Origin of the sequence: Kordiimonas sp. (genome assembly GCF_965216265.1) — a bacterium.
Lineage (GTDB): Bacteria > Pseudomonadota > Alphaproteobacteria > Sphingomonadales > Kordiimonadaceae > Kordiimonas.
Genome location: NZ_OZ244153.1, coordinates 3,057,548 through 3,080,679, shown reverse-complemented (window position 1 = coordinate 3,080,679; position 23,132 = coordinate 3,057,548). Strand labels below are relative to the sequence as shown.

Here is a 23,132-nt window from a genome sequence, read left to right as displayed (position 1 = left end):
CCATAACCTCGGCTTAAAAGGCTCAACCCTCAGTTAGATCGTGAGTTTGATGGAACCAAAACAGCACCAGCACGAGAGTGATATCCTCGCCTATTATGGCGGAGACAGATCCCGCACGCGCATCACCGGCACACTACCGGGCAAGGGCGTTTTTGTGCTGTTCGGCAACCGCTCTGGCTCCAACTATCTGGTTGACCTGATGAAGCGCATCCCGAGCGTTTCCATGCGGCATGAGATTTTCAACGCCGTTAACGTACAGAAGATGAGTGATCAGCACAGCCTGCACGGTTTTGAAGATTATGTGCGCTTCATGCGTCGGGACTGCAAAACCGTACACTGGGGCGCCAAAATAGGCTGTATCCAGCTTGATATGCTGCACCGCTTCGGCCTGCTGGACGCATTTGAGGGTGGCAGCTCTATCATCTGGATCAAACGCAGGAACATCATCGCACAGGCTATCTCTCACTATATCGCGCACCATAATCAGCAGTGGGCTTCATTTCATGAAGCTAAAGGCGAAATGCCCGAGTATGACTTTGACGCTATAGAGCGTATCGTCATGTCCTGCATCAAACACAATAGTGATGCGGAACTGAGCCTGACCGTTCTGAACAAGTCCTATCACACCGTGTGGTATGAAGACCTGATCAAAAAGCCTTTCGTTACCATCCGCCGTATCGCGGTGTTCATCGACGAGCCATTCGACAAATTGGGCAAACGCAAATCCATGTTCCAGAAGCAGGCGCACTCGGCCAAAGATGAATTTGAAAGCCGGTTCAGGGAAGATGCCCGCAAGAAGTTGGGGCTTAATTTCACGCTATAGGCGGCTGCAGCCGACCGTGACTGCCTAATGATCGAGTTGACGCGCCATCATGGCTTTAAGTACGGCCTCATCCATCTCTTCACCCAGGAAATCAAACAGGGATACAAAGCCCGCCTCTGCTTGCGCATACTCTTCATACTGCATGAGATGGGAGATGGCGCTGTAGCGCGCGGCAAAACGCTTGAACACCGCATCGCTTCGCGACACGAGCTTTTCAACAAAGCCCGGATCTGTGTCTTTCCACCAGCCAGAACGGCCTACGTCCGCCGCGTTCCGCATATTGAAAACAAACCGACTTTGCGGGAAGAAACGCCGGATAAATTCCAGATACTCTTCAAGCTCCCCCTCGCTGAGATCGCCGTACCGAATTTCCTTAAAGCCGACAACACGCGCATCCTCTGGTGGGCGGATCACTTCTGCCACGAAGGCGTCCACAAGCCGGGCGGCGAAGGCCTCTGCGTCCACCTCTTCCGCGCCATACCACGGGCCATGCCTGGGCACAGGGCGCGTTGTATCAAAGCGCTGGCGCACACTGCGGGCGCGTTTCCATGCTTCAAAAAGTGAATAGAGCGCGTTTTCATTTTCACCGCGAATGAAATAGCCATCAATGGATTGCAATACAGTCTGCAACAATGTGGACCCGCTGCGGCCATAGGTCACCACAAACAGGTATCCGCCTGTGGGGGCCCAACTCAGTGGCTTAGCCATTACCGCGGGCGCATTCACTTTGTTGGATGCCGGCGCCAAAGCGCTGAAAAAATCGGCTTCCGCCACCACCTTCTCACGCGGGATGCCCTGTGCACTCAGCACCGGTGCAAGAACTGAAGGATCATCTGTCACCACTTGGTCAATGGCGTGCTCATACGCCAGCACCCGACCAAAGTCTTCCGCGCCAGCATCATGCGCATAGGCGCTTGGCATCATCAGGTGCGTTTTTGCGCCCCTATGTTTGCTGGCGCCAAAAGCCTCCAGGCTCATGGCTGTATGGCTGGCCTCGATATGGTCAAAATGAATGGCAAGTGTCTCAAGCTCAAGCTGGCGCATTCCGGTCATAACAGATTTCACTCGCCGCCCAAGATAATAGCGGCTCATACCTGCGCTTGGCTCAAGGATAAGCGGCACGATCATATCTGCGATATCTAGCGCAAGCGAAGGCTTGTCTTCATACTGCACGCCGTCCTCGCGCTCCAACACCAGAAGGATGCGGTATCCTTTTATGCGTGCCGCCTGCATGCGGCCAGCAAGGTCCGCAATCGCAACCTCATCACCAGTTGCGACAAAAGCGAACCACTTCTCACCGTCCGCGCGAACCCAAGGGGCTGGCGGGAAAAATTCATCATCGGCCGAACAAGCCGGATCGATCACTTTTTCATACAGGCCGCGAGCGTGAGGCCCGGCATACCGCCTGTCTGTATGGCGCGAGTAGGTTTTGTCTTTTGGTAACAGTGTGCCCAGATTCCAGCAGAGTAAACCTGCCGTCATACCCTCCGGCACAGCCTTTATCGGCAGCGACAACTCAGCGTGTTCAAGTTCAGCCAGTGGAGCTAAATCCCCTGTCCAGACCTGATTCTCAAACGCGGTGCTATCAAACACTATCATATGCGCATGGTCACCCGGCGTGGCGCGGCGCATGGCAGGACGCGCGGATGAGACCACGCTTATCGCCTTCGTGCCTGTCTTGTCGCGCAGCAGCATCCAGAACACCCAGCGCATATAGGCCGGGGCGCCCTTTTTAAGCGCTTGCCACATACCCGGCGCGAACAACACTATCTTGCGTGGGAAGAAGTGCTCACGCGGACTTTTGCGGCAAGCTGCCACGCGGTTCGCGAATTCTTCAAGCGTGATTTCCTCGCCCTTCACGCACGGATCGGCGGTCAGCAAAACCTTATCGCTGTCTTCTTCCAAAATGGCGAAGAAAGGTGCCTCGCGCTGCACGGTTTGCATAATAAATTTGGGATCAAATAGCGCCTTGTGCTTGAGCTTCATCCGCGCGAGCAAAAGCTCCTCTTCGCGGCGGCTATCTGCCAGCATGCTTTCAGCACGGCGGCGATACAAGAATCCAGCGTCTTTCACCCTTACACCGAGATACCCTGCTCCAAGAGCCGTGAGCCAGAAATCCCAGTCTTCAAAGCCTGAGCGCATGGTGTCGTCGTAAAACACGTCATTTCTGAACACAGATGCCCGAACAAGCGACCCGGCTTCGGAGATGTTGCCGCACAGGTGCTTCAGCACAGAATAGTCCGGTGCGGTTTCCCGGATATCAAAACCGCCCCGCCCCCAAGAGAGGCCAAAGAACGCTATATCAGGGTAAGCCCAGCCAATACGCTCATCGTCACCAAGCGCTTTGCGGTAAGCCTCAATCGAATAGGGTGAAAGCCTGTTATCTGCATCAAGAAAAAAAACCGAATCGATTTCAGGACACATCGCCATCAGGAAACGTACGCCCTTGTTGCGCGCGCCCGGCAACCGTGTGTTTTTGTGCCGCACGTAATGCAGTACACCGGGAAACTGCCCCATCAGGCTGGTAACCAGCTCAACAGTTTCTTCAAATCGGCAGCCATCGTCCACCACAACAACAAGAATTTGCCGTTCGGTTTCCTGCGTACAGGCACTGATGATCGCCTCGCCAAGAAAACGCGGGTGACCATAGGCCGGTATCACGATGCCAATGGGTTCAATCTCAGCGTCAGGCAAGTGTTGGGTATCTGAGTTGGGGGCGACGGCTGGCATGGGGCTATGCCTTGCCATCAGCTTCTTGGCTGATGATGCCAAGCGAGGTCCAGCGGCACCATCCGAAGGATGTAAGGCCATCAATCGGCAAGGCAGCCAACACAATGTTATACACGGCTGTGAGAGGCGTCTGGAACGTCAGCTCCAACCGGGCTTCTTCGTCCGCCTTCAGGCAGCGCGCATGCCAGAAAACGGCACCGTCGTCCTCAGCCATGGTTTCTTCAAAAGGCCCCCCGTTTTGTACCGCTTTTGCCACTGCTTCAACAGCGTCCGTGGTGTCCGCTACATCGCGCCGAACAAGCATGGCCAGATAGATAAATTCCGGCGCGTGCGGGTGGCCAGTTGTCGCGGTTGTGGTTACCTTTATAGTGCCCGGCATAACGAGCGAGGGCAGGATGGCCGCAGACACAGCACCCTTAAGCGGATGCGTTTGCAGATAACCACCGTTTTCATCAAGCAGCATAGGCAGGAATCCGCCAGAGACACTCAGGCGGTGCAACTCATCAGGGCCATAAAGAAATTGCACCAGATTACCAAGTTCCGGCAGCCGGACGGCACGTACAATTTTCTTTGGTGACAGGTGGGGTTTGTCCAGCTGAACCGTAGATGCATATGGTGCGTTAAGGACCAACCGATCAAGCTGGCACCAGCCGTTTGCTATGGTGCCGTCCTGAGTTTTGGCAACAAGAACGACATAAATTTCACGCCCCGTGCAGTCCTCACATTCAAGCTGGATTCTGGTTCTCTGTCCTTTACCCAAATGGGCCGTTGCATAAGAGACGAGATCATGCGCTTCGCCCTTCATAGCGTTAGTCATGTGGGTTTCGATGCCGCCGAGGCTGTTTACCAGCGCCGCGTAAATGGCCATCTCAGGGCCTCTGGCCTCAGGCAGCACCACATCAAGGTCGATGCTACGGGCACCGCGCGGCAGTATGGTCCGGAATGTCAGCCCCGTTAACCCGTCGGATGCCAAATGAACCTTGGCGCTCCCGGTGGTTTCATTCACAACAAACGGGTCAAAGCTCTGTTCTGCTTTCGCAGCCTGATAGCGAGCCTCGCCCCCATAGAAAGCCACTCCGTCGGCATAGCTACTGGGGAGTACGATAACGCCCGCGAGGGATGTATTGCCAACCGCAGTCAGAGCCTCATCACTTATGTCCGTGCCGCAGGCGCGCTTGAAGACATTCAGAGCAACGCTTCTATCGTTGCCTGGCGCGCCAAAGCGGTTGCCGCTTATATCCGAGAGGGAAACCAGCGGCGCCTTGCCTTCGGCTTCTGTATGCCAACGAAGCGCGAGCCTTACGTCGCCAAACACATCGGTGACAACCTGATTGAAGCGAACCGTATTCCAGCCTTCGTTAATATCTTCAAACCGAAGGTTCTGGAACGTCAGTATTTTGCCGTCAAAGTCCCGAAGAATGGCAACCTCAAGATAACCATCACCAACGCCTTTACGCGGTAACACCGCATGAAGCTCTATGGCGCCCAGGCCCAATCCGTCAGTTGGGAAAATCTGCTCGAACGAGTTGGTATTGATATCACCTTGCGGACCAACACGTTCAGAGCTTTTAGGCAAGGAGGCGACAACCGAAAGCTCGCTATACCCCACCGCCTGCATCACACGCTCAGACATGGCAAGCGCCGTCATCATCCGCTCTGACGACTGGCGCAGGTAGGCTGTCTGGGTTTCAAGCCTGGTCGCTCGCGCAGACAGCGCAACAAGCATGGTGTTCTGCAACGCTATAAAAAAGTCAGTAAGCTTAGTTTCGACATCTGGGTCATTGGGCTTCGCAATGAAAATCTCGAAGCCATCCTTGCTTTTGGCAAGCAGGCGTTCACCGCCCCATTCAGCCACCACGGCCTTGTTCTGCTCATGCACCAGAACCGCTTTAAGACCAAGGGGCATACCAAGGACGTCAAGAGTGGCCGCTGCGGGGCTTTCACCGCCCGTGGTGGTCCTTCCGTCACTATCGACCAGCAGGACCGCAAACGCGTCATCTGCCAGGCCCTTCACATGCGGCAGCAGAGTTTCATCGGTGATAAGCACCCGTTCGCGACCATAAAGGACCGCGAACGCTGCTTTTGTGAGCTTCAGCTGTGCCATGCCGCCCCAATATCCTCCCGGATCAACCTTTAAACGCACGTGCGGAGAAGCGCGTCAGCGGATTGAGTAGAATCTCAATGAAGGTGCTTGGTTCCGTTTTGATAAACACCGTGGCCACATTACCCGGCACGACCGAGCCTGTATCTTCGCCCTCATTCACAGATACATAGGCAATATAGAACCCTTGGCTACCGTCATCAGGGACAATCGAATCTGAAGACAGATATGTTATCTTGCCCTTAACCGGCGGTGTCGCACGGTTGGTAACAGACAGCAGACGCATCTCCACATCCTGGCCAATAAACACTTTCTCTACGTCGCGAATTTGCACATTGGCTTCAACGCGGAAGTCATCCAGTTCGGGCACGATCTCCATAATTGCGTCGCCGGGGCGCAATACCGCGCCGGGTGTCTTCTTGGATATCCGGAATATAAAACCTGCTGCCGGTGACCGAATGATCGTCCGCTCCAGCACGTCTTGATACTGCGCAATCTGGGCATCAAGTGTATTGATGTTCTTTTGCAGTTCAACGGAAACACCTTCAGCTTGTTTGAGCCTCTCAAGGCGTACCTGCATTTTTTCCGATTCTGTCGAAACAATATCGTTGCGAGACTTCTCGATATTCAGCTTCGATATCTCAGTATTTGCACGCACGACCGCCAGCTCACGCTCTGTTGCAAACACACGCGTGCGCTGTACAAGGCCTTTTTCCAGCAGGTCTTTGAAATCGCGCAGTTCCATCGCAAGCAACTCGTCTTGCTTTTCACGCGCTTTGATCACAGCCTGCTGGCCTTCGATATCGTCCTTGAGCGCCTCGATCTTGTTATCCAGAATCTGGATCTGTGACCGCATCAGGTCGTTCAAGGCATGGAATTCACTGGTTTGGCTATCAATAGTTTCCTGCAGTCGCGTATTCGCGAGGAGTTCGGGCGATAAGTCAGGGAGCTGAATTTGTGTTGCCCCCTGAATTTCAGCCCGGCGCCGCGCCAATTGCACCTGAAGTACAGCGCGCTGCAATTCAGCATTCTTAAGCTGAGGTGTTACGCGGCTACCGTCCAGTCGTGCCAATACCTGACCGTCCTCAACCCGTTGGCCTTCGTTCACAACAACCTCGGAAAGGATACCGCCTTCAAGGTGCTGGATAACCCTGTTGTGGTTTTCCGCCACGACCCGACCGGTCGCAATCACAGCGCCCCCAAGCGGGGCCGTACATGCCCAGATACCGCCAAAACCAAATACCAGCAGGATCACAATTTTAGCTAGCTTGAGGCCACGGTCGCTCGAATAATCAACTGTGTCGTGCCAGCGCTCCAGTTCTTCACGTTTGAACACACGGCTGGTGTCAACTGTGATCGGGTCTGCAAGGCTCTGTCCGGTTTTCGCAGTTTTAGCGACGGCCGAACCTGTTGTGTTGTTTTGGTCCTGTTCCATCATTGTGCATTTTCTATTTTAGGCTGGTCAGCCTCTGTGGTTTCTACCTGTTGCTGAGGCGCCGCCGCTTTTTTTGCAGCTTTCTGCGCTCCCACCGTGGTAATTCCGTTATTTTTCAATACGGCATCGCGCGGTCCGAAATCCTTGATCTGGCCGTTGGCCATCAACATCACCTTATTGACATGCCTGAGGGCGCTTGGGCGGTGCGTAATGATGACGACGGTTTTTCCCTCTTCGCGAAGACTGGCCACCAACCGGTGGAATAGCGCCTCTGATTGGCTATCCAGCCCGGTTTCCGGTTCATCAAACACCAGAACCTGCGGGTCGCCATACATTGAGCGCGCCAGCGATATCATTTGCGCCTGCCCACCAGATGGCCAATACCCACCGCGGACCAGCTTGCTGTCATACCCCTTAGGCAGGGATTGCAGTATTTCATGCACACCCGCACGCCGCGCAGCCTCGATCACCATTTCAGGCGGGTCATCTGCACGCATCCGCGCGATATTTTCCGCAACGGAGACTTCAAAGAGCTGCTGTTGTTGTGGCAGGTAACCCACATAAAGCCCCTTGGCCACAGGATCCCACGCGGCAAGCGAAGTGCCGTCAAGCTTCACAGAGCCTGCTGTGGGCTCCAGATACCCGACGAGAAGGCGCGCCAGCGTTGACTTACCCGAGCCAGAGCCACCGATGATGGCCACGCAGTCGCCGGGTCGAATAACACAGTTCACGTTGCGCAGGATCGGCTCAGCACCAGGCATTGGCACATAGGCCAAGCGGTTGACCGTAATTTCACCTTTTGGACGTGGCAGCAGCATACGCTTTTCAGGCAGCTGCAGATCCTTGACCCGCTCGATCAGACGCCTGCGGGCATCGTATCCGCTGGTAAGTTGCCGCCATCCGCCAAGGATCTGCTCCATCGGCATCAGGGTCCGGCCACCGATGATAGCGGCACCAAAAATAACGCCAAAATCTGCGTCGCCATCCAGCACTAGCGCGGCACCCACGGCCACAATCAGAATTTGCAAAATCTGACGGCCAGCCTTCGATGCTGAGCTAAAACCTGCTGTTGCACTTGTCGAATCAAGATAATTGCTGAGGTGCCGCCCCTGGTGCTTACCCCAGTCGTTTACGCTCTCAATATAGTTCCCTTGAGCACGAATAATCTCTTGAGAACGCATATGCATCTCAAGGCGCCGGTGCGCGAGGATCATCGCCTCGCTCGTCGCCTCATTGAAAGGCGCTGATTTCCGGTTGCCCACAATTGTCATCATGAACAGAATCCCCGCGCCGATGGTCACGACAATGCCGATAAGCGGGTGAATGATGTAAAGAATGATGAGGAAAATCGGCACCAACGGAATGTCGAATATCGCCAGGAAAGACGGAGAGGAGAGGACTTGGCGCAGAAGCGCGAGATCACGAATACTTTCGCCATTGGCGTCTTTTTGCTGCGCCAGCTCAGCCGCGAGAAGGGGGCCCGCCATCTGGCTTTCAAAGCGCACAGCCGCCAGCGCCACCAGCTTCTGTTTTGCCCCGTCAAGAAAGCCGTAAGCGACCAGCACCACAGTACAGATCAGGAACAGTGCGATCAAAGTTTCCATACTTTGAGACTGCAAGACACGGGTGTAGACCTGAAACATAAAGGCAGGCATTGCCAGCATGGCGACGTTGCCAAACAAAGACAACATCCAGACTACGCGCATTGACTTAATAAACTGGCGCTCTTCCGCCTTAAACTCGTCGTAAACCGACATCCATCACTTCCAATTCAATCTGGGCGCTCTTTGCCATCTCAGCCAAAAAAAACTAGTCCCAATTTACCAGAAACCGTCGATAGCACACGCTTTCTTGCGTGTCGAACATCAACAATACGTGCGGCGCATTGCCACCTTTCGCGCTGACCCCTGGTTAAGGTGTCAGTTTCGGTGTCCGTCCTTCCGCTACATCGTTAATCATCTGCCAGTATTTGGGCAGAAGATCGACGGTAGAATAATGATTAACAATACGATTTCGAGCCTGGCCACGGAGGTGTTCAAACTCCTTCGGGTTATCCAGAACCTTGTTGGTTTTATCCACAAGCGCATCAACATGCCAGAAATCAACCAGAATGCCGTTTTCGCCGTCCCTAATCAGTTCTTTCACCGGGTCGGTGTCAGACGCAATAATCAACGCGCCTGTGCTCATGGCTTCAAGCATGGACCAGGAAAGCACAAACGGCGCTGTAAGATAGATATGCGCAGAAGAAATTTGCAACAACGCCCGCATGACAGCAAGCGGCTGCAGCCCCATGAAATGAAGCCGGTTCATATCAAACTCAAACTTCTTGAGCATAGGCTCTTTCATGCCCTTGCCATCCGGCTGTTTGGAACCATAAGCGATGCGGTCATCGCCAAGCACAACCACGTGCAGGTTTGGCCGAATTTTCTGTAGTTTGGAAACGGCTTCCATAAACTGGGGGAAACCCCGGTAGGCTTCCATACCGCGCGCGACATAGGTGATCACCTCATCGCTGGCCGTCAGCGTTTTGTCACCAACCTTGACCTTTACGCCTTCTTTTGGTGAAAAATATTCTGTGTCCACACCGTCATGCAGAACGCTGATACGGTCGCGGAATATCTCCGGGAAACGTGATTTCTGGAACTGCGTGGGACACTGCCCCCAGTCCTGCGCCGCAAGGTCGTGCAAGATGGGCGTGTTTTTCATGCGGATGCGCATCTCTGCGTTGGCGTCATAACGCTTGCGCTCAATAAATTCGCCGTCGCCACCATGGCAATGATAATACCACTCATAATAGCTGAGGAACTTGGCGTCAGGAAATATGTCCTTGAAAAAGAGCGAAGCCCCCCAGCCCGAATGCGCAAGGATAATATCGGGCGAACCCTTTTTCTTCTTGTAACCCATCAGCGATTTATAGGCTGCCTGCCCCATTATCACGTTGTCTTCAACGCTGCGAACAGCGGGGTGAATTTCTTTGTGCGCAGGCCGGTGTGGGGCGAAGTTAACCCGTGGCAGGCTATATTTATTTTTGTTGCCCGTAAGCGTAACAGTCGCAACTTCCACGTCCTTCATAGGCTCAACATAGGCCATGAGACGCCGGTACTGGCCAGGGAAATTATTATGCGAAACCAATATTTTCATGTGTCTACCTATCATCCGGCGCCGCGCGCCCCTAAAGACCAAAATGGGCTATTTAATACCAAGCGCCCGCTTGATCTTGTCCACGTCCTGCCGCAGCTCTTTTAAAACAACCATGTTCAGGTTCAATAGTTCACTGACCCCGCGCAAACTGGCGTCGTCAAGCGCTGCCAGATCTGGCTTTAGCGCTGATGGCCCCGTATCCGGCAACTTGAGCCAATCGCCAAGCCCGCCACCCTGGAAAAACGTCGTCTCAAGCCAGTCGTTCTCATTCTTGAAAAAGTCTAGAATTTCAGCGCGCATATCATGAGATAATGCGTCCTTCTTTGCACCGCGCCTGCCTTTGTGCTGCTCGTCAATGAAGCCGGTCAGCTCATTGTCATGCGCGTCCTCAAACAGGTAAGGGCTTTCTTTGAGCACACCCGCCAGCTGCGTGCTGAAGGAAACATTCCTGGAAACCACACGCTGCATCAAACCACCGTCAATGCCCACGGCATGCCAGAAGTCTGAGCACAAATCACCACCGGTAAGATATTTGCCCGATAGCAGCCGAACGCGAAAAACATCTCTCGCAAAATGCTCAAGATAACTCTCCAGCACAGGGCGGAACAGAAGTTTGTCCGGCATGGAAAGCCGACGACGCACAAATGCGGTCAAACCCTCTCCGCCCTTGAACTGCCATTGTGCCCAGCTTGAGGTCAGCCAGTCATCCTGCCGTCGGAAGTAAAAAATAACGCGGCAATCGAAGTATTTTTTTGCACTCGCCAGCAAGCCCGGCGCCTGCACGGCGCTCAGGTTCTCTGCCGAGATAACAACTGAATGCAAACCGGCTGCTGCTGCACGCGCATGAAGGGCCTTGAACTCAGGCTCCATATCAGGCGCGTTGCCGTCACGCGCTGCATCAAGGTGCGATTTGAAATACCCAACGGGAAACCAGAGCTTTGACCGTGGGCCCAAAAGGTCGAGCGTTCGTCCGCACACACCATACCCCATCGCCCGCAAAACCTTGCGGTTCTCATAAAGCGCTTCCTGAATGGTGGTGCTGCCGCACTTTGGGTACCCGATATGGAGATATAATGTTATCGCCACGAAATGCTCCGGTCTCGACTTATCCGCGCATCATCATGGCCCAGCACTGCATACTCCCCCAAGGCAACGATAACGCGCACTTCATATAGCGCCGGTGCACCACAAGGTGCAAATATATATTGCAAGCTAGTGAGAGCGGCGCGTGCCACCTTAGGCCACAACCTGCTTGAAAATCTTGCTGGTGTCCGCGCTGCCGCCTTCCAGGTATCCCCTGAGCCGAGCTGCATTCAACCGTCGCCGCAGGTCTATCTCGGCCTCCGGCACATTGTGCGCCCGCGCCCACGCTTCATCACCCGCATTCAGCGCGGCTAACTCGCGCTCAAACTGGTCTTCAGCGCTGATCAGCTCATAGCCAAAGAAATGCTTGAAGAAGCTGGCCTCAATGGAAGACCGCTCCCGCGTTTCCTCTTCGTCATAGTCGTGGCTGTGGTACACGGTGGCCTGCGCCGCATATAGCTTGGCATAACCTGCTTCAATGATATCAGATGCCCAAAGCTGGTCTTCGCCAAACTCAACCACCCTGTATGGCAACTTCTCCCACACAGAACGGCGGAAACAGCTGTTGTTGTCGCTATAGAAATGCAAGAACTGCCGCCAGCCCGCGTCACCAGACCGGTAACGGGCCACGTCCGTATCGCGGGACACACACAGCGGATAGTTGAGCATGCCAGCAAAATGCGCATCAAGGTCACGTTTCGTGAAGGCCGACGCTTCCGGATAGGCGAAATGTTTGCCAAACGCGCCGGCTGCTTCCGGTGTTACCTCAAGCGCTTCCACAATATTAAAAAGCCACGCATCGTTGGCGGGTAGCGCATCGTGGGTGAGGAAAGCGATATACTCGCCCGATGTCAGCTCAACGCCCAGGTTGCGTGTGCCTCCGTGGCTAAACTCGCTTTTATCGATCTGATGCAGCCTTACCTCCGGCCGCTTGGCGATCAAATCCAAGGTGCCATCTGTTGAGCCGCTATCAATCACCAGAACCTCAAACGGCCACGGCGTATGCTGTGCCAACACACCATCAAGCACCGCTTCAAATTGTGCACCCGCATTATAGGTCGGGATCACCACAGACGCTTTTGGGGGCGTGGCTTCCTTTTGCCTTGGCCCAGGTTTGGCACCGGTCGTTTTTGCCGCTTCCGTCACAGCATCCTTGATTGCAGCTTCAACTGTCTCCGCCGCCTGTTTCCAGGAGAAACCCGAAACCCATTTGAGCGCGGCATCAGCCTGCGCTTTCTTGCGTTTCTCGTCCCTCAGCAATGCCTTGATTTCTGTCGCGATCGCATAAGGGTCGGGCTTGGCCCACGCAACGATATCCTCGTCATAAATCGCGCGGGTATTCTCACCGTCCAGCTCCACAATAGGCAAACCGCACGCCATCATCTCCTGCGGCACCAGCGAATAGTTGGTGGCAGAAAAAACCACACCGATGTCAGCTTTGTTGAAAAGCGCGGCCAGATCAGCCGTTGACGCAACCCCGTGGTCCGTGAAGGCAAACGGCGCATCCCCAAAAGGCACATCGTTACCAAAGAAGTCCACATGGAAAGACACACCTTCGCGTGCCAGCAGCTCAAGTGCCAACAGGCCCAGCTCTACCGCGCGGCGGTCAGTCGCGATCCGCGAGTAAAAGGCAATGCGGGGAACCGTATTTTCCTTCGCCTGTTTCTCGCCCTCAGGCTTGGCAGGGAAATAAAGCCGCTGGTCTGCGGCCAGATAGAAATGCGCGGTGCGGCGGCCATAATCCCGGCTGAGTTTTTGAGCAAGCCACGGGCTTGCGCACAAGCAAAACAGCTCCTGCTTGTAGGTCAGCTCTGCGGCCAGATAGTTGCCGCCCATGGCAAAGAAGGACGGCTCGAAATCCTGCACAAAATAAAACCGCTCACGGAAGTTTGCCGCTGCCATCACGGGCCAGACCGACCAACAGTCTGTCGCTACGATTGCATCCCCCGCTGCCTGTTCTGCAAAATTGCTGCCCACAAACCGGACGTCTGCCGCAATAAACTGGAAATGTTTATTGATGGTCTCTCGCGCGTCTTCGGGTCTTTTATGCTGGTCTGGGTCATTGACCCAGATGGTGACCTTGTGGCCCTGCCGCTCCAAAAAACTGATCATGCGGAAAATGGTCATATGCCCGCCCCCGCCCGCCGCGAAGTCCGGGATCACCCAGTGGATGTTCAACTGCGCTGGATCATATTCTTTCCCCGCCGGGGTTAAGCGCACGCGGTCAAACGCAGTAATGCCTTGCATGCCGCGCCCAAGGATGCGCTTGCCGCCGTGGGCACGAAACACTGCGCCAGATTGCCCTCTGGTCTCAACAGGTGCAGGCACTGTGCGGCCTTCCGCCCGGCCCAACTGCACATAGTGCGCCAGCATGCTGCCGCCAAAATCCTCAAGCTCAGGATAAGCTTCAAGGTAAGATGCTTCATCAAACTCACGGCTTGGTTTGTGCCCAAGTTTCCAACCGTGCTCCGCGTAAAACACAAGCGGATGGCAATCACCAATATCGCCGGCGTATTCATCCGCATACCACTGCGTATCGAAATATCTGTTCGGGCGGCACTTCAGGCCAGTACCAAAAATCAGGAAATGCTCAACATAATCCGCGCCGCCTATCAGGTCTTGCGCGTAGGCCTGCGCATACCAGTGGGGGTCAAACAACCCGGTGCCCACGATTGCCTCGCGGGCAAGTGCGCGCTCCTGCTCGTTCATCACCAGATAGGCATGGCCCTCTTTGCCAAGATAGGCAGGGTTCGGCCAGGAGCGTGGCACACCACCGCGCTTGCACTCAAGGAAATGCAAAAGCGGGTTATCCTGCTCTTCACTGATGTCCTTGTTCATAAGGAAGTACAGCTCTGGCGAAAAGGTTTTCGAAGGCCACTTGCCCATAAGGCAGCCCGCTCGGGCATAATGAAGCAGTGGTAGTTCTTTTCCTATTTCCGCGCCGTAACAAGTGCCGTACCAGCGGTCGTCAAAATACTCGTTCGGCCAACGCCCTTCCTTCATACCGGTAGAAAGATAATGCTCTATCGGCGTGATATCCTCGCCCTTCAGGTCCTCTGATTTTTGGGTGTACCAGGCGGCATCAAACAGGCCGGTTTTGGCAACCTCAACCATTTGGGCGACGGTGGCTTTGTCCTCACTTGCGTTCCCGGTTGCGGTTGCCAGTTGCACATCAAACCGCGCGAAGCCCATGGCCTCACCGTCTTTCAAATAATGCGCGAGGGGTTCATTTTGCCTGCCAAAACGGTCTGCATAAGCTTCCCGGTACAAAACACCGCTGAACCGGGCGGAGGGGTTAAGGCCCTTTTTCCACCCCTTGTTCGCATAATCCAGAAGCGCAGGCGAGCCTGATTTTCCAAGCCCAGCCATGCGCTTGTAGTAGGTTGGGTCAAAATAGAGATTGGGCTTAAACCCGTGCTTTTCACCAAACAGCGTGTAATGCAGCGCGGGGTCAGCCATGCCTTCTGCATCCATGTGGGTATGATATGTGGCGCAGTAAAACGCAGCATCAAACAAACCGGTCTCAGTGACAGATTTGGCTAAGCTTTTATGCCGCTTGGTGACCGTCGCGTCCTTAAGCGCCAGTGCCCCCGGCGGTGGCGCCCATGGATCAACAAACGACTTTGAGACAGCCTTGCGGCCTTCATGCCGGCCATGGCTGAGAAAATGTGCCAACGGGCTCAGCCCTGCGCTGGCAATATCCGGGTTCGCTTCCAGATAAGGTGTGACCAGAAATTCCTTGGAAGGGTCCAACCCCTCACGCCAGCCCCCATCCGCAAAATGCACGAGCGCTTCGCACGGGTCCTTAACGCCAGACTGAGTAGCATAATAGGGCGCATCAAAATACGGGTTGGGGCGATAGCCAAGGGCAGCGCCCTTTTCTACATAATGCTTCAGCGCTTTGGCAGGCTTTGTGCCGTCAAGGCCATAACGCTCGCTATACCAGTCAGCAAGAAAAAGCCCGGACTGTTCAATTCGCTCGATGATGTTGGTGCCTTTCCCGGACACGCTGCTACTCATATGAATATCCTAAACCCTTCGCCGTGGTACGGAACAAAGCCCGCAACTGGCGGCGCGAACACGGTACTGCCTTAGCATTCATGTTCGCTTTGTCATGAAAATGGATTTGCATCAAATTAACATTTAAGGTCGGTAACACAACCACCTAGATTTTGGGCTCTTTTATGTCGTTCTTCCGCGTTTTTCCAAAGAAAACCGCCTGTCTGTCAGGAAACTTTGCCGCAGTATCTGCTTGGCAAACTGAACTTGAGATGAAAGACGGCGTGTTGAGCTTTCACGCATCCCCCGGCACGGGGGGCGAGGCTCTGTTGTTTTTCGGCCCTCTTTCAGCCAGCCTTTATATTGATGCGGCCTTTCAAACGCGGTTTCCTCGGCCCGATTTAGACAAACCTTATGAAATATTCTTCCCGGACGGCGTTCTATTTGAGCCCGGCACGGTGTTTGACGCGGCGCGGCTCCTGGAGCTGTTGCCCGCACGTGATGACGTGATGCTGGACCAGGCGCAATGCGCGCTTCTACAAGGGGAGCCGAAGCATGCGCTCGACCTGCTATTGCCCTTGCCTGACAGTGAGGACAAAACCAACCTTCTTGTCCGGGCTGTGCGGCAGGCTTTCTCGCTTGAGAAGAAACAGGCAATGGTGGACGCGATAGCGGGCGACCGGGCGGCGGCGCTTGACCGCATGGCGACGGTGCCTGCCCTTTACGCGCATATATCCGCCCCAAAGGCTGCGCCACAAATAGCGCCACACCCGACCACACAGTTGCCTACAGACCCGCCACATGTGGCGATCATCGGGGACCTCTCGCTTCCCCAATGCAGGCATTACCGCGTGGAGCAGAAAGCTGAGCAATTACAGAGCCTTGGTGTTAAGAGCTCCGTGTTTTCGCGGCAGGAACTGACGGCTTTTGAAGCGGCGCTGCCGTCATTCAGCCATGTGATCTGCTACCGTTTGCCGCTTGTTCCCGCTGTTTTTAGCGCGATAGCAGCGACAAAAGCCGCTGGTATTCCAATGCTTTACGAGACAGACGACCTGCTGTTTGACAGTGTGGTATTCCCCGGCCCGAAGGCCTCTTATGGTGCTGATTTTAGCGAGGATGAGTATGCCGAACTTCAGGTTCTGCCGCCGTTATATCTCGCTGCTATGGCATTATGCGACGGTGTGATCACCTCAACATCGGCGCTCAAGTCTGCGATATCCAAGGCGCTGCCCGGCACGCCGGTGCATATTCATGCCAATGCTCTTGGGCGCCAACACCGAACTGCGCAAGAATTGGCACGCGGAAATACTTTAAAAGACACTGATATCGTTGAGCTTTTTTACGGTACAGGCACCCGCGCCCTGCAATCTGACTTTGATGATTTTGCTGAAAATTGCCTCGCACCGCTACTGAAAGCCCAGCCGGGTGTCCGGTTAACGCTGATGGGGTATCTGGACCTGCCTGCTGTTCTCACGCCATTTTCTGGCCAGATTAGGCACCGCCCGTTGGGGGCGCTTGGCGACTATTGGCAAGCCCTCGCATCTGCTGATATCAACCTCGCACCCCTTGAAATAAACCATTTTAATGATTGCAAAAGCGCGATTAAATGGCTGGAAGCCGCCATGTTCGGTGTACCAACGATCGCGAGCGGCACCGCAGGTTTCCTTGATGCAGTCACACACAGCAAGACCGGTATGTTGTGTAAAAACTGGGAAGAGTGGCGCGCAGCACTCACGGAGCTAGTTGAAAACCCCAGCCTTCGCGAAGCCCTTGGCAGTGCGGCGAAAATGGCGGCAGAGCAGCACTATTCAGAAGACGGCGCGGCTCAGAATATCGACCATATCCTTGCTATATCAAAGACTTAGTGACTCCAGAGCTTATCAACAAAGGTCCACGCTTTATGGATGGTCACACCGTCGCTTGGTCGGGCGGTGATCGCGAACACGTTAAAATTCCCCTCTGCTAACCCTTCAAGGGTCAGGGTAACGGTCTCGCCCGGTGTGATTTTCTGCCAGTCACTTGCCATCACACCCTCTATTTCTGCGCTACATTCCAGCTTTTCCATAAGTGCAGCGTCTGGCTCCACCTCAAAGGCCAGCAACTGGAAATCAACGCCAGGGTTGCCATCGCCATAATGCCGAAGCCTTACAGATAACGCGCTGATCAGGTCCTTTTGCCCAATAGGTAACGCGGCAATCACATGCCCGCCCTCACGCGGGTGCACCTGCAGCGCGCGCTCTTTCATGCGGTATTCAACAGGCCTCCAGTCTAGCGTGCCAGCCAAAGGCCAAAGCTGTTTGGCGCCCCGCAGCGCCTGGCTCAACTCTATCTCCGGTGCACCCGCCGCAAGCGGCGCAAGCAGCTTCAATGCAAGGCCCGGCAGGAAGGCTGGCTTTGCCCCCAGCGCTTTCCCCAAGTGGCGCTCCAGCAGGGCATTATCGATGATAGCATCGCCTTTGTCTCGCAACCGGTTTGCCGGGATGCTGATATCAGGCGAAGGCGCGACCGTTATAGCCATTTTGCCAAGCGCCATGGTGCGCCCGAGCAGCGAGTACCAGCGCGATTTCTCATGTGGTGTGAAAGCGAGGCCGTCTGCCATCAGCTCACGCAACACATCCGCCCGGTATACCGCGCCCGGCGGCAATGCATCGGCCGAGAGAACCGCCGCTGAAGGCGCACCACCCGCGTAAGTACGAATTGCATCTGTACGGCCATCGGGCAGTCTCAGCCGCGCGTGGCTCGCAAACGCCGCTACATCAATATGCTCAAGCGCCTGTCTCGCCCGCGCCCAATAGGGTGGTTCAAACAGCGTATCAGCCTCCGCGATGGCAATCAGCCCATTTAACTGAGACACCGCGCCCGCGATATCTTCTGGCCACGGCGCGTCGCTTGCAAGCCAGTGAACATCCGCATCCCGCTCATCAAACATCGCCTCGCCACGCCAGGCATCAGGCAAAAGCAGCAGAAGATGGTCAGGTCCCTTTGACGCCTGCGCTTCTTTGTGCCGCTTGAGGCTGCCGGAAACCTCTTCGCGGCGTTTGAAGCCGTGCAGCAGCAGAGTAAGCTCCTGCCCTTTCCCTGTCGGGGGCGCAGAGGCCTCGAGACCCGCGTCCCAATAAGGTGTGGTTGTCTGCACTGAGACCACCTCAGGCAATTGGGCGTCTATGGCATCCCGCAATACAGTGACAAGGCCTTCCAGGCTGCCATCAAACTTCAGGCAATTCTCACCGTGCACCCACCTGCTCTTTTCCCCGAACCCGAGGCAAGCATCGTTCAGGATGACTGTGCTGCCAAGATTTGAAGCTTCATACGCAAAAAGGCACAGGCTTTCATAGTTGGACGGGATAACGGTAATGCCGGAGCGGATGGCCTTGATGCGCTCACCCGCGCTGAGGTCACGTTCAATCGTCACCTGCGCTGCCCTGTGGGCCGGAATGAGGCTCTCAAGCCACGCGATATAAGCATCATCCCAACCGTAGGAGATCAGACGGAAGCGCCCGCTATAGGCCGGTGTTGCGCTCAGGAACTTCAGGGCTGCCTTGATGAACAGGTCTGGCTGTTTGAACGGTTGCAGCCGGGACGAAAAGATGAAATCCGGGTCCGCACCTGAGCGCCGCCCAGCATGTTGCGATGCTTCGTCCACCGTCAGCTCAATGGGCGGGAACTCGGTGTAACAACGAGCGCGCCAGGCATCATCAAACCCGTAATGTTGCTGGTTATAATCGATAATGCCTCCAAGATGACCAACGATGACGTCGGCTTTGGCTAGGCACTGATATTCCATATCTTCAATGCAGCCAGCCCAGTGGCCAATCTTCTCATAGAACGGCTGGTGCGCGGCGATAACCCCGGCTGTAGAGTGCAGTCGCACCGCGATTGTCGCACCCGTGAAGCGTATGCCCGTTGCTTTCGCCTCAAGCGTTGCGAGCGCCCAGCCGCCATAGTCTGGAAACTCGATAATATCAAAGGGCGCATCAAGGCCTTTCTCATATTCATCAAGCGCCCAATAGAGCATGAGCGATTGCCGATACGCGTGGCCATAGTGCCAATTGAGCGCATTGCTCTGTTCAAACTCGGTTGCCCAGCCACCAAAGGAGCCCGCTGTGAGCGGGCAGAAAGCTATGGAGGCTAGCCCCGCGAGTGCCATGCGGATATTTGCCTGCACGTCATCAGGCTGCCATACCATGAGGAAGTGAATATCCGCAGGCTGCGCACTCTCGGCATTTTTAACCGCAATATTATATAACATGCGCCCAATGCCACCTTTGTGCAGCGGGTAAATCTCGTTGGTGACAAAACAGATGCGTGCCATAGCTTGCCTTACCCCCCCAGGAATTCATTGAGACGGGTAAGCGCCAGGGCTTGCCTGTGCGAAACATGGTTTGCGATCATTTGGGTCATGCCTATGGTATCCCGCCGCCAGAGGCTTAGCAAAGCCTCCAGTTTCATGATGATCCCATGCGGGGTATCGAGCCCCTCGACGGTGCAAAGCCTGATCAGTTCATCATCAGCAAACTCCTCAAGCCCAAGCGGCCCTGTGAGGCAAGGCCGGCCGAGCGCAAAGGCCTCAAGCTGGGTCATGGGCTGGCATTCCGCCAGCGACACATTCATCACCGCAGCCGCCGCGCTGATCTCCTCCACCATTCGCTCAGGTGAGAGGAAACCGGTAACGGAGACTTTCTCTAAGCTCTCGATAAGCTCGAGATGTTTAGGTTCATTCACTGTGCGGACAATTGATACCTCTGACGCCCTGAGCGCCGCGATCAGGTTGGTATAAAGGCCCTTTCGCCAGTGATTCTCGACCGGGATAAACACACGGCTAACATCAGGCAAAGCCGAGATTCCCTGCATCGTGGGGCAAAAATTAATCAAGGTTTTTGGCCAGGTTTGCGGCACCACCTCATGAAAGTGGGGCTTCACGCTCCCGATGCGCTCAAATACTCCCTCGTTCAGCAAACGAACAAGGGCTGCCTGCATGCGAATTTCAAATGGCGCCTGGAACTGCGTGGAGGTTACATGGCTGACGGCAAACAGTTTCAGCGCACTGCCAAGGTGTGCTTTCAAATAGGTCGCCAGTTGCGCGAGCGGCTCTGAGAAACCCTGAAAGCAAACGAACGAAGCGCCGCTGCTGGCTATGGTCTTCGCGATGCTCTCAAAGTGGTCTGGTGAAATGGTTTCCGGATTGATGACAAGCTTATCGCCAGGCATGGCGGCAGCCGCGCTTCTGATGCCGAACCAGTTATCATGATAGATATTGAGAAGCGCACCTGCAGGGCCGCCGACGTCACCCTTCAGGAACGCATGCTGGCAATCTTCCTCCGGGTTAAACCGGAAGGCTTCGTTTGTCTTCTCCACCGTCACGTGATCACCGTTCATCAAACACTCCGCTGTTGAGAGACAGTGCTAGCAAGCTATGGGCTTTGATACAAAGCAAAAAGCGGGATGGTGGCTTGGGATAGGTCGTGGGGATAGGGATTTGGCGCTGATTAGCCTGGGATGGGTGATGTGCAAATAAAAAGGAGGGAGCCTTTTGGGCTCCCTCCAGTGTCTTAGTGCTTTAATAGTTCAGCTTAGCCGAAGTCGATGTCAGCTGAGTTCAGCTCGGCAACCGTGATACCCACGATGAAGACGCTGCCGCCATCACCGGTTTGGATCAACACGCCGGTTTCGCCATCAAGCGTTGATACCTGAGCATCAAGGTCCGCAAACTCACTTGCATCAGCGCCATCGAGATCGAGCGAGTCTTCGTCAACGTTGAAGTCGTAGATCACATCGAAGCCATGGTCGTCGCCGTCGAAGACAAATGTGTCTGCGCCGTCGCCACCCCAGAGTGAGTCATTACCTTCGTCACCTGAGCCACCGTTGATCGTGTCGACACCAGCACCACCTGTGATGCTGTCATCACCGTCACCACCGTCGATGTCATCGTTGCCTTCGCCACCGCTAAGGGTGTCATCACCAGCGCCGCCATCAAGAACGTCGTTGCCGTACTCACCGGAGAGGTCATCATCACCGTTCGAGCCGCCTTCAAGCGTATCAGCGCCAGCACCACCTGTGATCACGTCATCATCAGCGCCACCGTCAACATAGTCGTTGCCGTAGCCACCAACGATGCTGTCTTCACCAGCGCCGCCTTCAATGTTGTCTTCGTTGTTGCCGCCGTAGATGCTGTCATCACCAGCGCCACCGGTCAGGCTATCTGCACCGGAACCACCGTAGATTTCATCATCGCCAGCACCACCGCCGAGCGTATCAGCACCAGAGTCTTTACCGCCGTAGATCACGTCGTCGCCTGCGCCGCCGTCAACTGTATCAGCGCCGTCACCGGAACCAATACGGTCATCGCCGTTACCGCCTTCAATCGTGTCTGCGCCAGAGCCACCCCAAGCAGAGCCGTCACCAGCTGTGCTGTCAGTGTTGGAGACTGTGATGTCGTCGTTACCGTCGCCACCGAAGATCGTGTTAGCACCAGCACCGCCGTCGATCGTGTCGTTGCCGTCGCCGCCACCAATGGTGTCGTCGCCTGCATCGCCGGAAAGGTCGTCGTTACCGTCGCCGCCCCAAAGGCTGTCATCGCCTGCGCCACCCATAAGGCTGTCGTCGCCGTCTTCACCCTTCAGGATGTCGTTACCTGCTGCGCCAGACATGGTGTCGTTGCCGCCACGGCCGAGGAAACGGTCCGCGCCTGCACCACCAGCAAATGTCTCTGCATCGTCATCACCTTTGATGGTGCCGCCGAGAGAATCTGCGTTGAACGTCATGTCTTCGACAACAGATGTGTCAACTGTCAGTGTCAACGTACCGTCATCTTGATCTTCGTTCATTTGGGTCAACGTGATGTCAAAGTCACCGTCAACGTTTGCGTTTTCGTTCGCAAGCGAAGCCGCAGCCGTGAAATCAACTGTATCAAGGTTGCCGTCACTGTCAGCATCCCAAACAGTCACAACACCGTTGCCAACGTCGACGGTGTCGCCGTTGCTGTCTACTGCCGTACCGTCAATCGCGGTAATGCCGTATACATAGTCGGTGTCGTCTACGTTGGAGAGCGCCTGACCGTCTGCATCCCAAACAAGAATGCTACCGTTGTCTGTAACGTCCGTGTTACCGAAAGACGCACCAGCAACCGTATCCATGTCTTCGCCAACGGTGAAGATAACATCTTCGTCGTCAGTCAGGTCGATCGTGACGTTGTCAGCTTCGATGATCTCAACGTTGTCAAGCGTGTTGACACTGTCATCACCCCCATCAACATCATAGTTCGCGCCACCGAGCGAGCTAGTACCAAGATCGTCAACCTCATCAATGTCGCCATCAATCACAAAGGTGTCTGTACCTGCACCGCCGTCAACATTGTCAGCACCGTTGCCGTCGATGATACGGTCGTTACCTGCGCCAGCGTCGATCTCGTCGTCGCCGTTGCCGTCAGAGATCGTATCGTTGCCTGCACCGCCAGTGATCGTGTCTGCGCCGATACCGCCATCAATGCTGTCTGCATTGTTGCCGCCATCAAGAACATCCGCGCCGTCACCGCCAGTAATCGTGTCGTCGCCGTCGCCGCCAACAACGCTGTCGTTATCGTCGCCGCCGGAAAGCATGTCGCCGCCAGCACCGCCAGAAAGCGTGTCTGCGCCTTCTTCACCAAAAAGAGAATCCGCGCCGTCACCACCAGAAAGCTGATCGTCACCGGCGTCGCCGTAGTAAATGTCGTCGTCCAGTGTACCGTTGATTACATCATCACCGAGTGTACCGAACTGGGTATTCGTAGCCATAGTGTTCCTCCTAAAAGCCGTCGAGGTCGTTCCAATGAGGTGCGGCCTACA

General features: G+C 55.1%; 12 protein-coding genes. 2 read left to right on the top strand and 10 right to left on the bottom strand.

Features of this window, described 5'->3' with window-relative positions; translation table 11 throughout:
* Nucleotides 1-49: 49 nt before the first annotated feature.
* A complete protein-coding gene (locus tag ACOOGA_RS14235; RefSeq protein WP_417463065.1) occupies nt 50-823 on the top strand; it encodes a Stf0 family sulfotransferase in 774 nt (257 codons plus the stop codon).
* Between the two features lie 24 nt (nt 824-847).
* On the opposite strand, the gene ACOOGA_RS14230 is transcribed toward ACOOGA_RS14235, so the two are convergent.
* The 7 genes from ACOOGA_RS14230 to ACOOGA_RS14200 form a co-directional block, all read right to left on the bottom strand.
* Complete coding sequence (locus tag ACOOGA_RS14230) at nt 848-3,571, bottom strand: glycosyltransferase (protein WP_420428905.1); 2,724 nt, start codon at nt 3,569-3,571, stop codon at nt 848-850.
* Nucleotides 3,558-5,657: a DUF6212 domain-containing protein gene (locus tag ACOOGA_RS14225; RefSeq protein ID WP_417463067.1), complete on the bottom strand. Its 2,100-nt coding sequence runs from the start codon at nt 5,655-5,657 to the stop codon at nt 3,558-3,560. The genes ACOOGA_RS14230 and ACOOGA_RS14225 overlap by 14 nt, the downstream gene beginning before the upstream one ends.
* 22 nt (nt 5,658-5,679) lie before the next feature.
* The gene (locus ACOOGA_RS14220; RefSeq protein ID WP_417463068.1) at nt 5,680-7,092 is read right to left on the bottom strand and encodes an HlyD family type I secretion periplasmic adaptor subunit; all 1,413 of its coding nucleotides are present in this window, start codon (nt 7,090-7,092) and stop codon (nt 5,680-5,682) included.
* A complete protein-coding gene (locus tag ACOOGA_RS14215) occupies nt 7,089-8,846 on the bottom strand; it encodes a type I secretion system permease/ATPase (RefSeq protein ID WP_417463069.1) in 1,758 nt (585 codons plus the stop codon). The genes ACOOGA_RS14220 and ACOOGA_RS14215 overlap by 4 nt, the downstream gene beginning before the upstream one ends.
* A 154-nt stretch (nt 8,847-9,000) precedes the next feature.
* Nucleotides 9,001-10,230, bottom strand: coding sequence for a glycosyltransferase (locus ACOOGA_RS14210; RefSeq protein ID WP_417463070.1), 1,230 nt, complete (start codon nt 10,228-10,230; stop codon nt 9,001-9,003).
* A gap of 48 nt (nt 10,231-10,278) precedes the next feature.
* Nucleotides 10,279-11,316, bottom strand: coding sequence for a hypothetical protein (locus ACOOGA_RS14205; protein ID WP_417463071.1), 1,038 nt, complete (start codon nt 11,314-11,316; stop codon nt 10,279-10,281).
* 150 nt (nt 11,317-11,466) lie between these two features.
* Entirely contained in the window at nt 11,467-15,333 is a 3,867-nt protein-coding gene (locus ACOOGA_RS14200) for a glycosyltransferase (RefSeq protein ID WP_417463072.1), read from the bottom strand.
* 164 nt (nt 15,334-15,497) lie between these two features.
* On the opposite strand from ACOOGA_RS14200, the gene ACOOGA_RS14195 reads away from it, so the two are divergent.
* Nucleotides 15,498-17,177: a glycosyltransferase gene (locus tag ACOOGA_RS14195; protein WP_417463073.1), complete on the top strand. Its 1,680-nt coding sequence runs from the start codon at nt 15,498-15,500 to the stop codon at nt 17,175-17,177.
* On the opposite strand, the gene ACOOGA_RS14190 is transcribed toward ACOOGA_RS14195, so the two are convergent.
* From ACOOGA_RS14190 to ACOOGA_RS14180, 3 genes are all read right to left on the bottom strand, one after another.
* Nucleotides 17,174-19,624 (bottom strand): hypothetical protein, encoded by a 2,451-nt coding sequence (locus tag ACOOGA_RS14190; RefSeq protein WP_417463074.1) that lies wholly within the window; start codon nt 19,622-19,624, stop codon nt 17,174-17,176. The genes ACOOGA_RS14195 and ACOOGA_RS14190 overlap by 4 nt on opposite strands.
* Before the next feature lie 8 nt (nt 19,625-19,632).
* On the bottom strand, nt 19,633-20,688 hold the full coding sequence (locus tag ACOOGA_RS14185; RefSeq protein ID WP_417463075.1) for a glycosyltransferase: 1,056 nt from the start codon (nt 20,686-20,688) through the stop codon (nt 19,633-19,635).
* A 194-nt stretch (nt 20,689-20,882) separates the two neighbouring features.
* Nucleotides 20,883-23,081 carry a calcium-binding protein gene (locus ACOOGA_RS14180; RefSeq protein ID WP_420428903.1) on the bottom strand — a complete coding sequence of 733 codons (2,199 nt, stop codon included), beginning with the start codon at nt 23,079-23,081 and terminating at the stop codon, nt 20,883-20,885.
* Between the last annotated feature and the right edge of the window lie 51 nt (nt 23,082-23,132).

Bases quoted from the DNA above. Each gene is read 5' to 3' on its own strand.
- ACOOGA_RS14200 (WP_417463072.1), bottom strand. From the start codon at position 15,333: ATGAGTAGCAGCGTGTCCGGGAAAGGCACCAACATCATCGAGCGAATT.
- ACOOGA_RS14220 (WP_417463068.1), bottom strand. From the start codon at position 7,092: ATGATGGAACAGGACCAAAACAACACAACAGGTTCGGCCGTCGCTAAA.
- ACOOGA_RS14185 (WP_417463075.1), bottom strand. From the start codon at position 20,688: ATGAACGGTGATCACGTGACGGTGGAGAAGACAAACGAAGCCTTCCGG.
- ACOOGA_RS14195 (WP_417463073.1), top strand. From the start codon at position 15,498: ATGTCGTTCTTCCGCGTTTTTCCAAAGAAAACCGCCTGTCTGTCAGGA.
- ACOOGA_RS14225 (WP_417463067.1), bottom strand. From the start codon at position 5,657: ATGGCACAGCTGAAGCTCACAAAAGCAGCGTTCGCGGTCCTTTATGGT.
- ACOOGA_RS14180 (WP_420428903.1), bottom strand. From the start codon at position 23,081: ATGGCTACGAATACCCAGTTCGGTACACTCGGTGATGATGTAATCAAC.
- ACOOGA_RS14215 (WP_417463069.1), bottom strand. From the start codon at position 8,846: ATGTCGGTTTACGACGAGTTTAAGGCGGAAGAGCGCCAGTTTATTAAG.
- ACOOGA_RS14190 (WP_417463074.1), bottom strand. From the start codon at position 19,624: ATGGCACGCATCTGTTTTGTCACCAACGAGATTTACCCGCTGCACAAA.
- ACOOGA_RS14235 (WP_417463065.1), top strand. From the start codon at position 50: ATGGAACCAAAACAGCACCAGCACGAGAGTGATATCCTCGCCTATTAT.
- ACOOGA_RS14230 (WP_420428905.1), bottom strand. From the start codon at position 3,571: ATGGCAAGGCATAGCCCCATGCCAGCCGTCGCCCCCAACTCAGATACC.
- ACOOGA_RS14210 (WP_417463070.1), bottom strand. From the start codon at position 10,230: ATGAAAATATTGGTTTCGCATAATAATTTCCCTGGCCAGTACCGGCGT.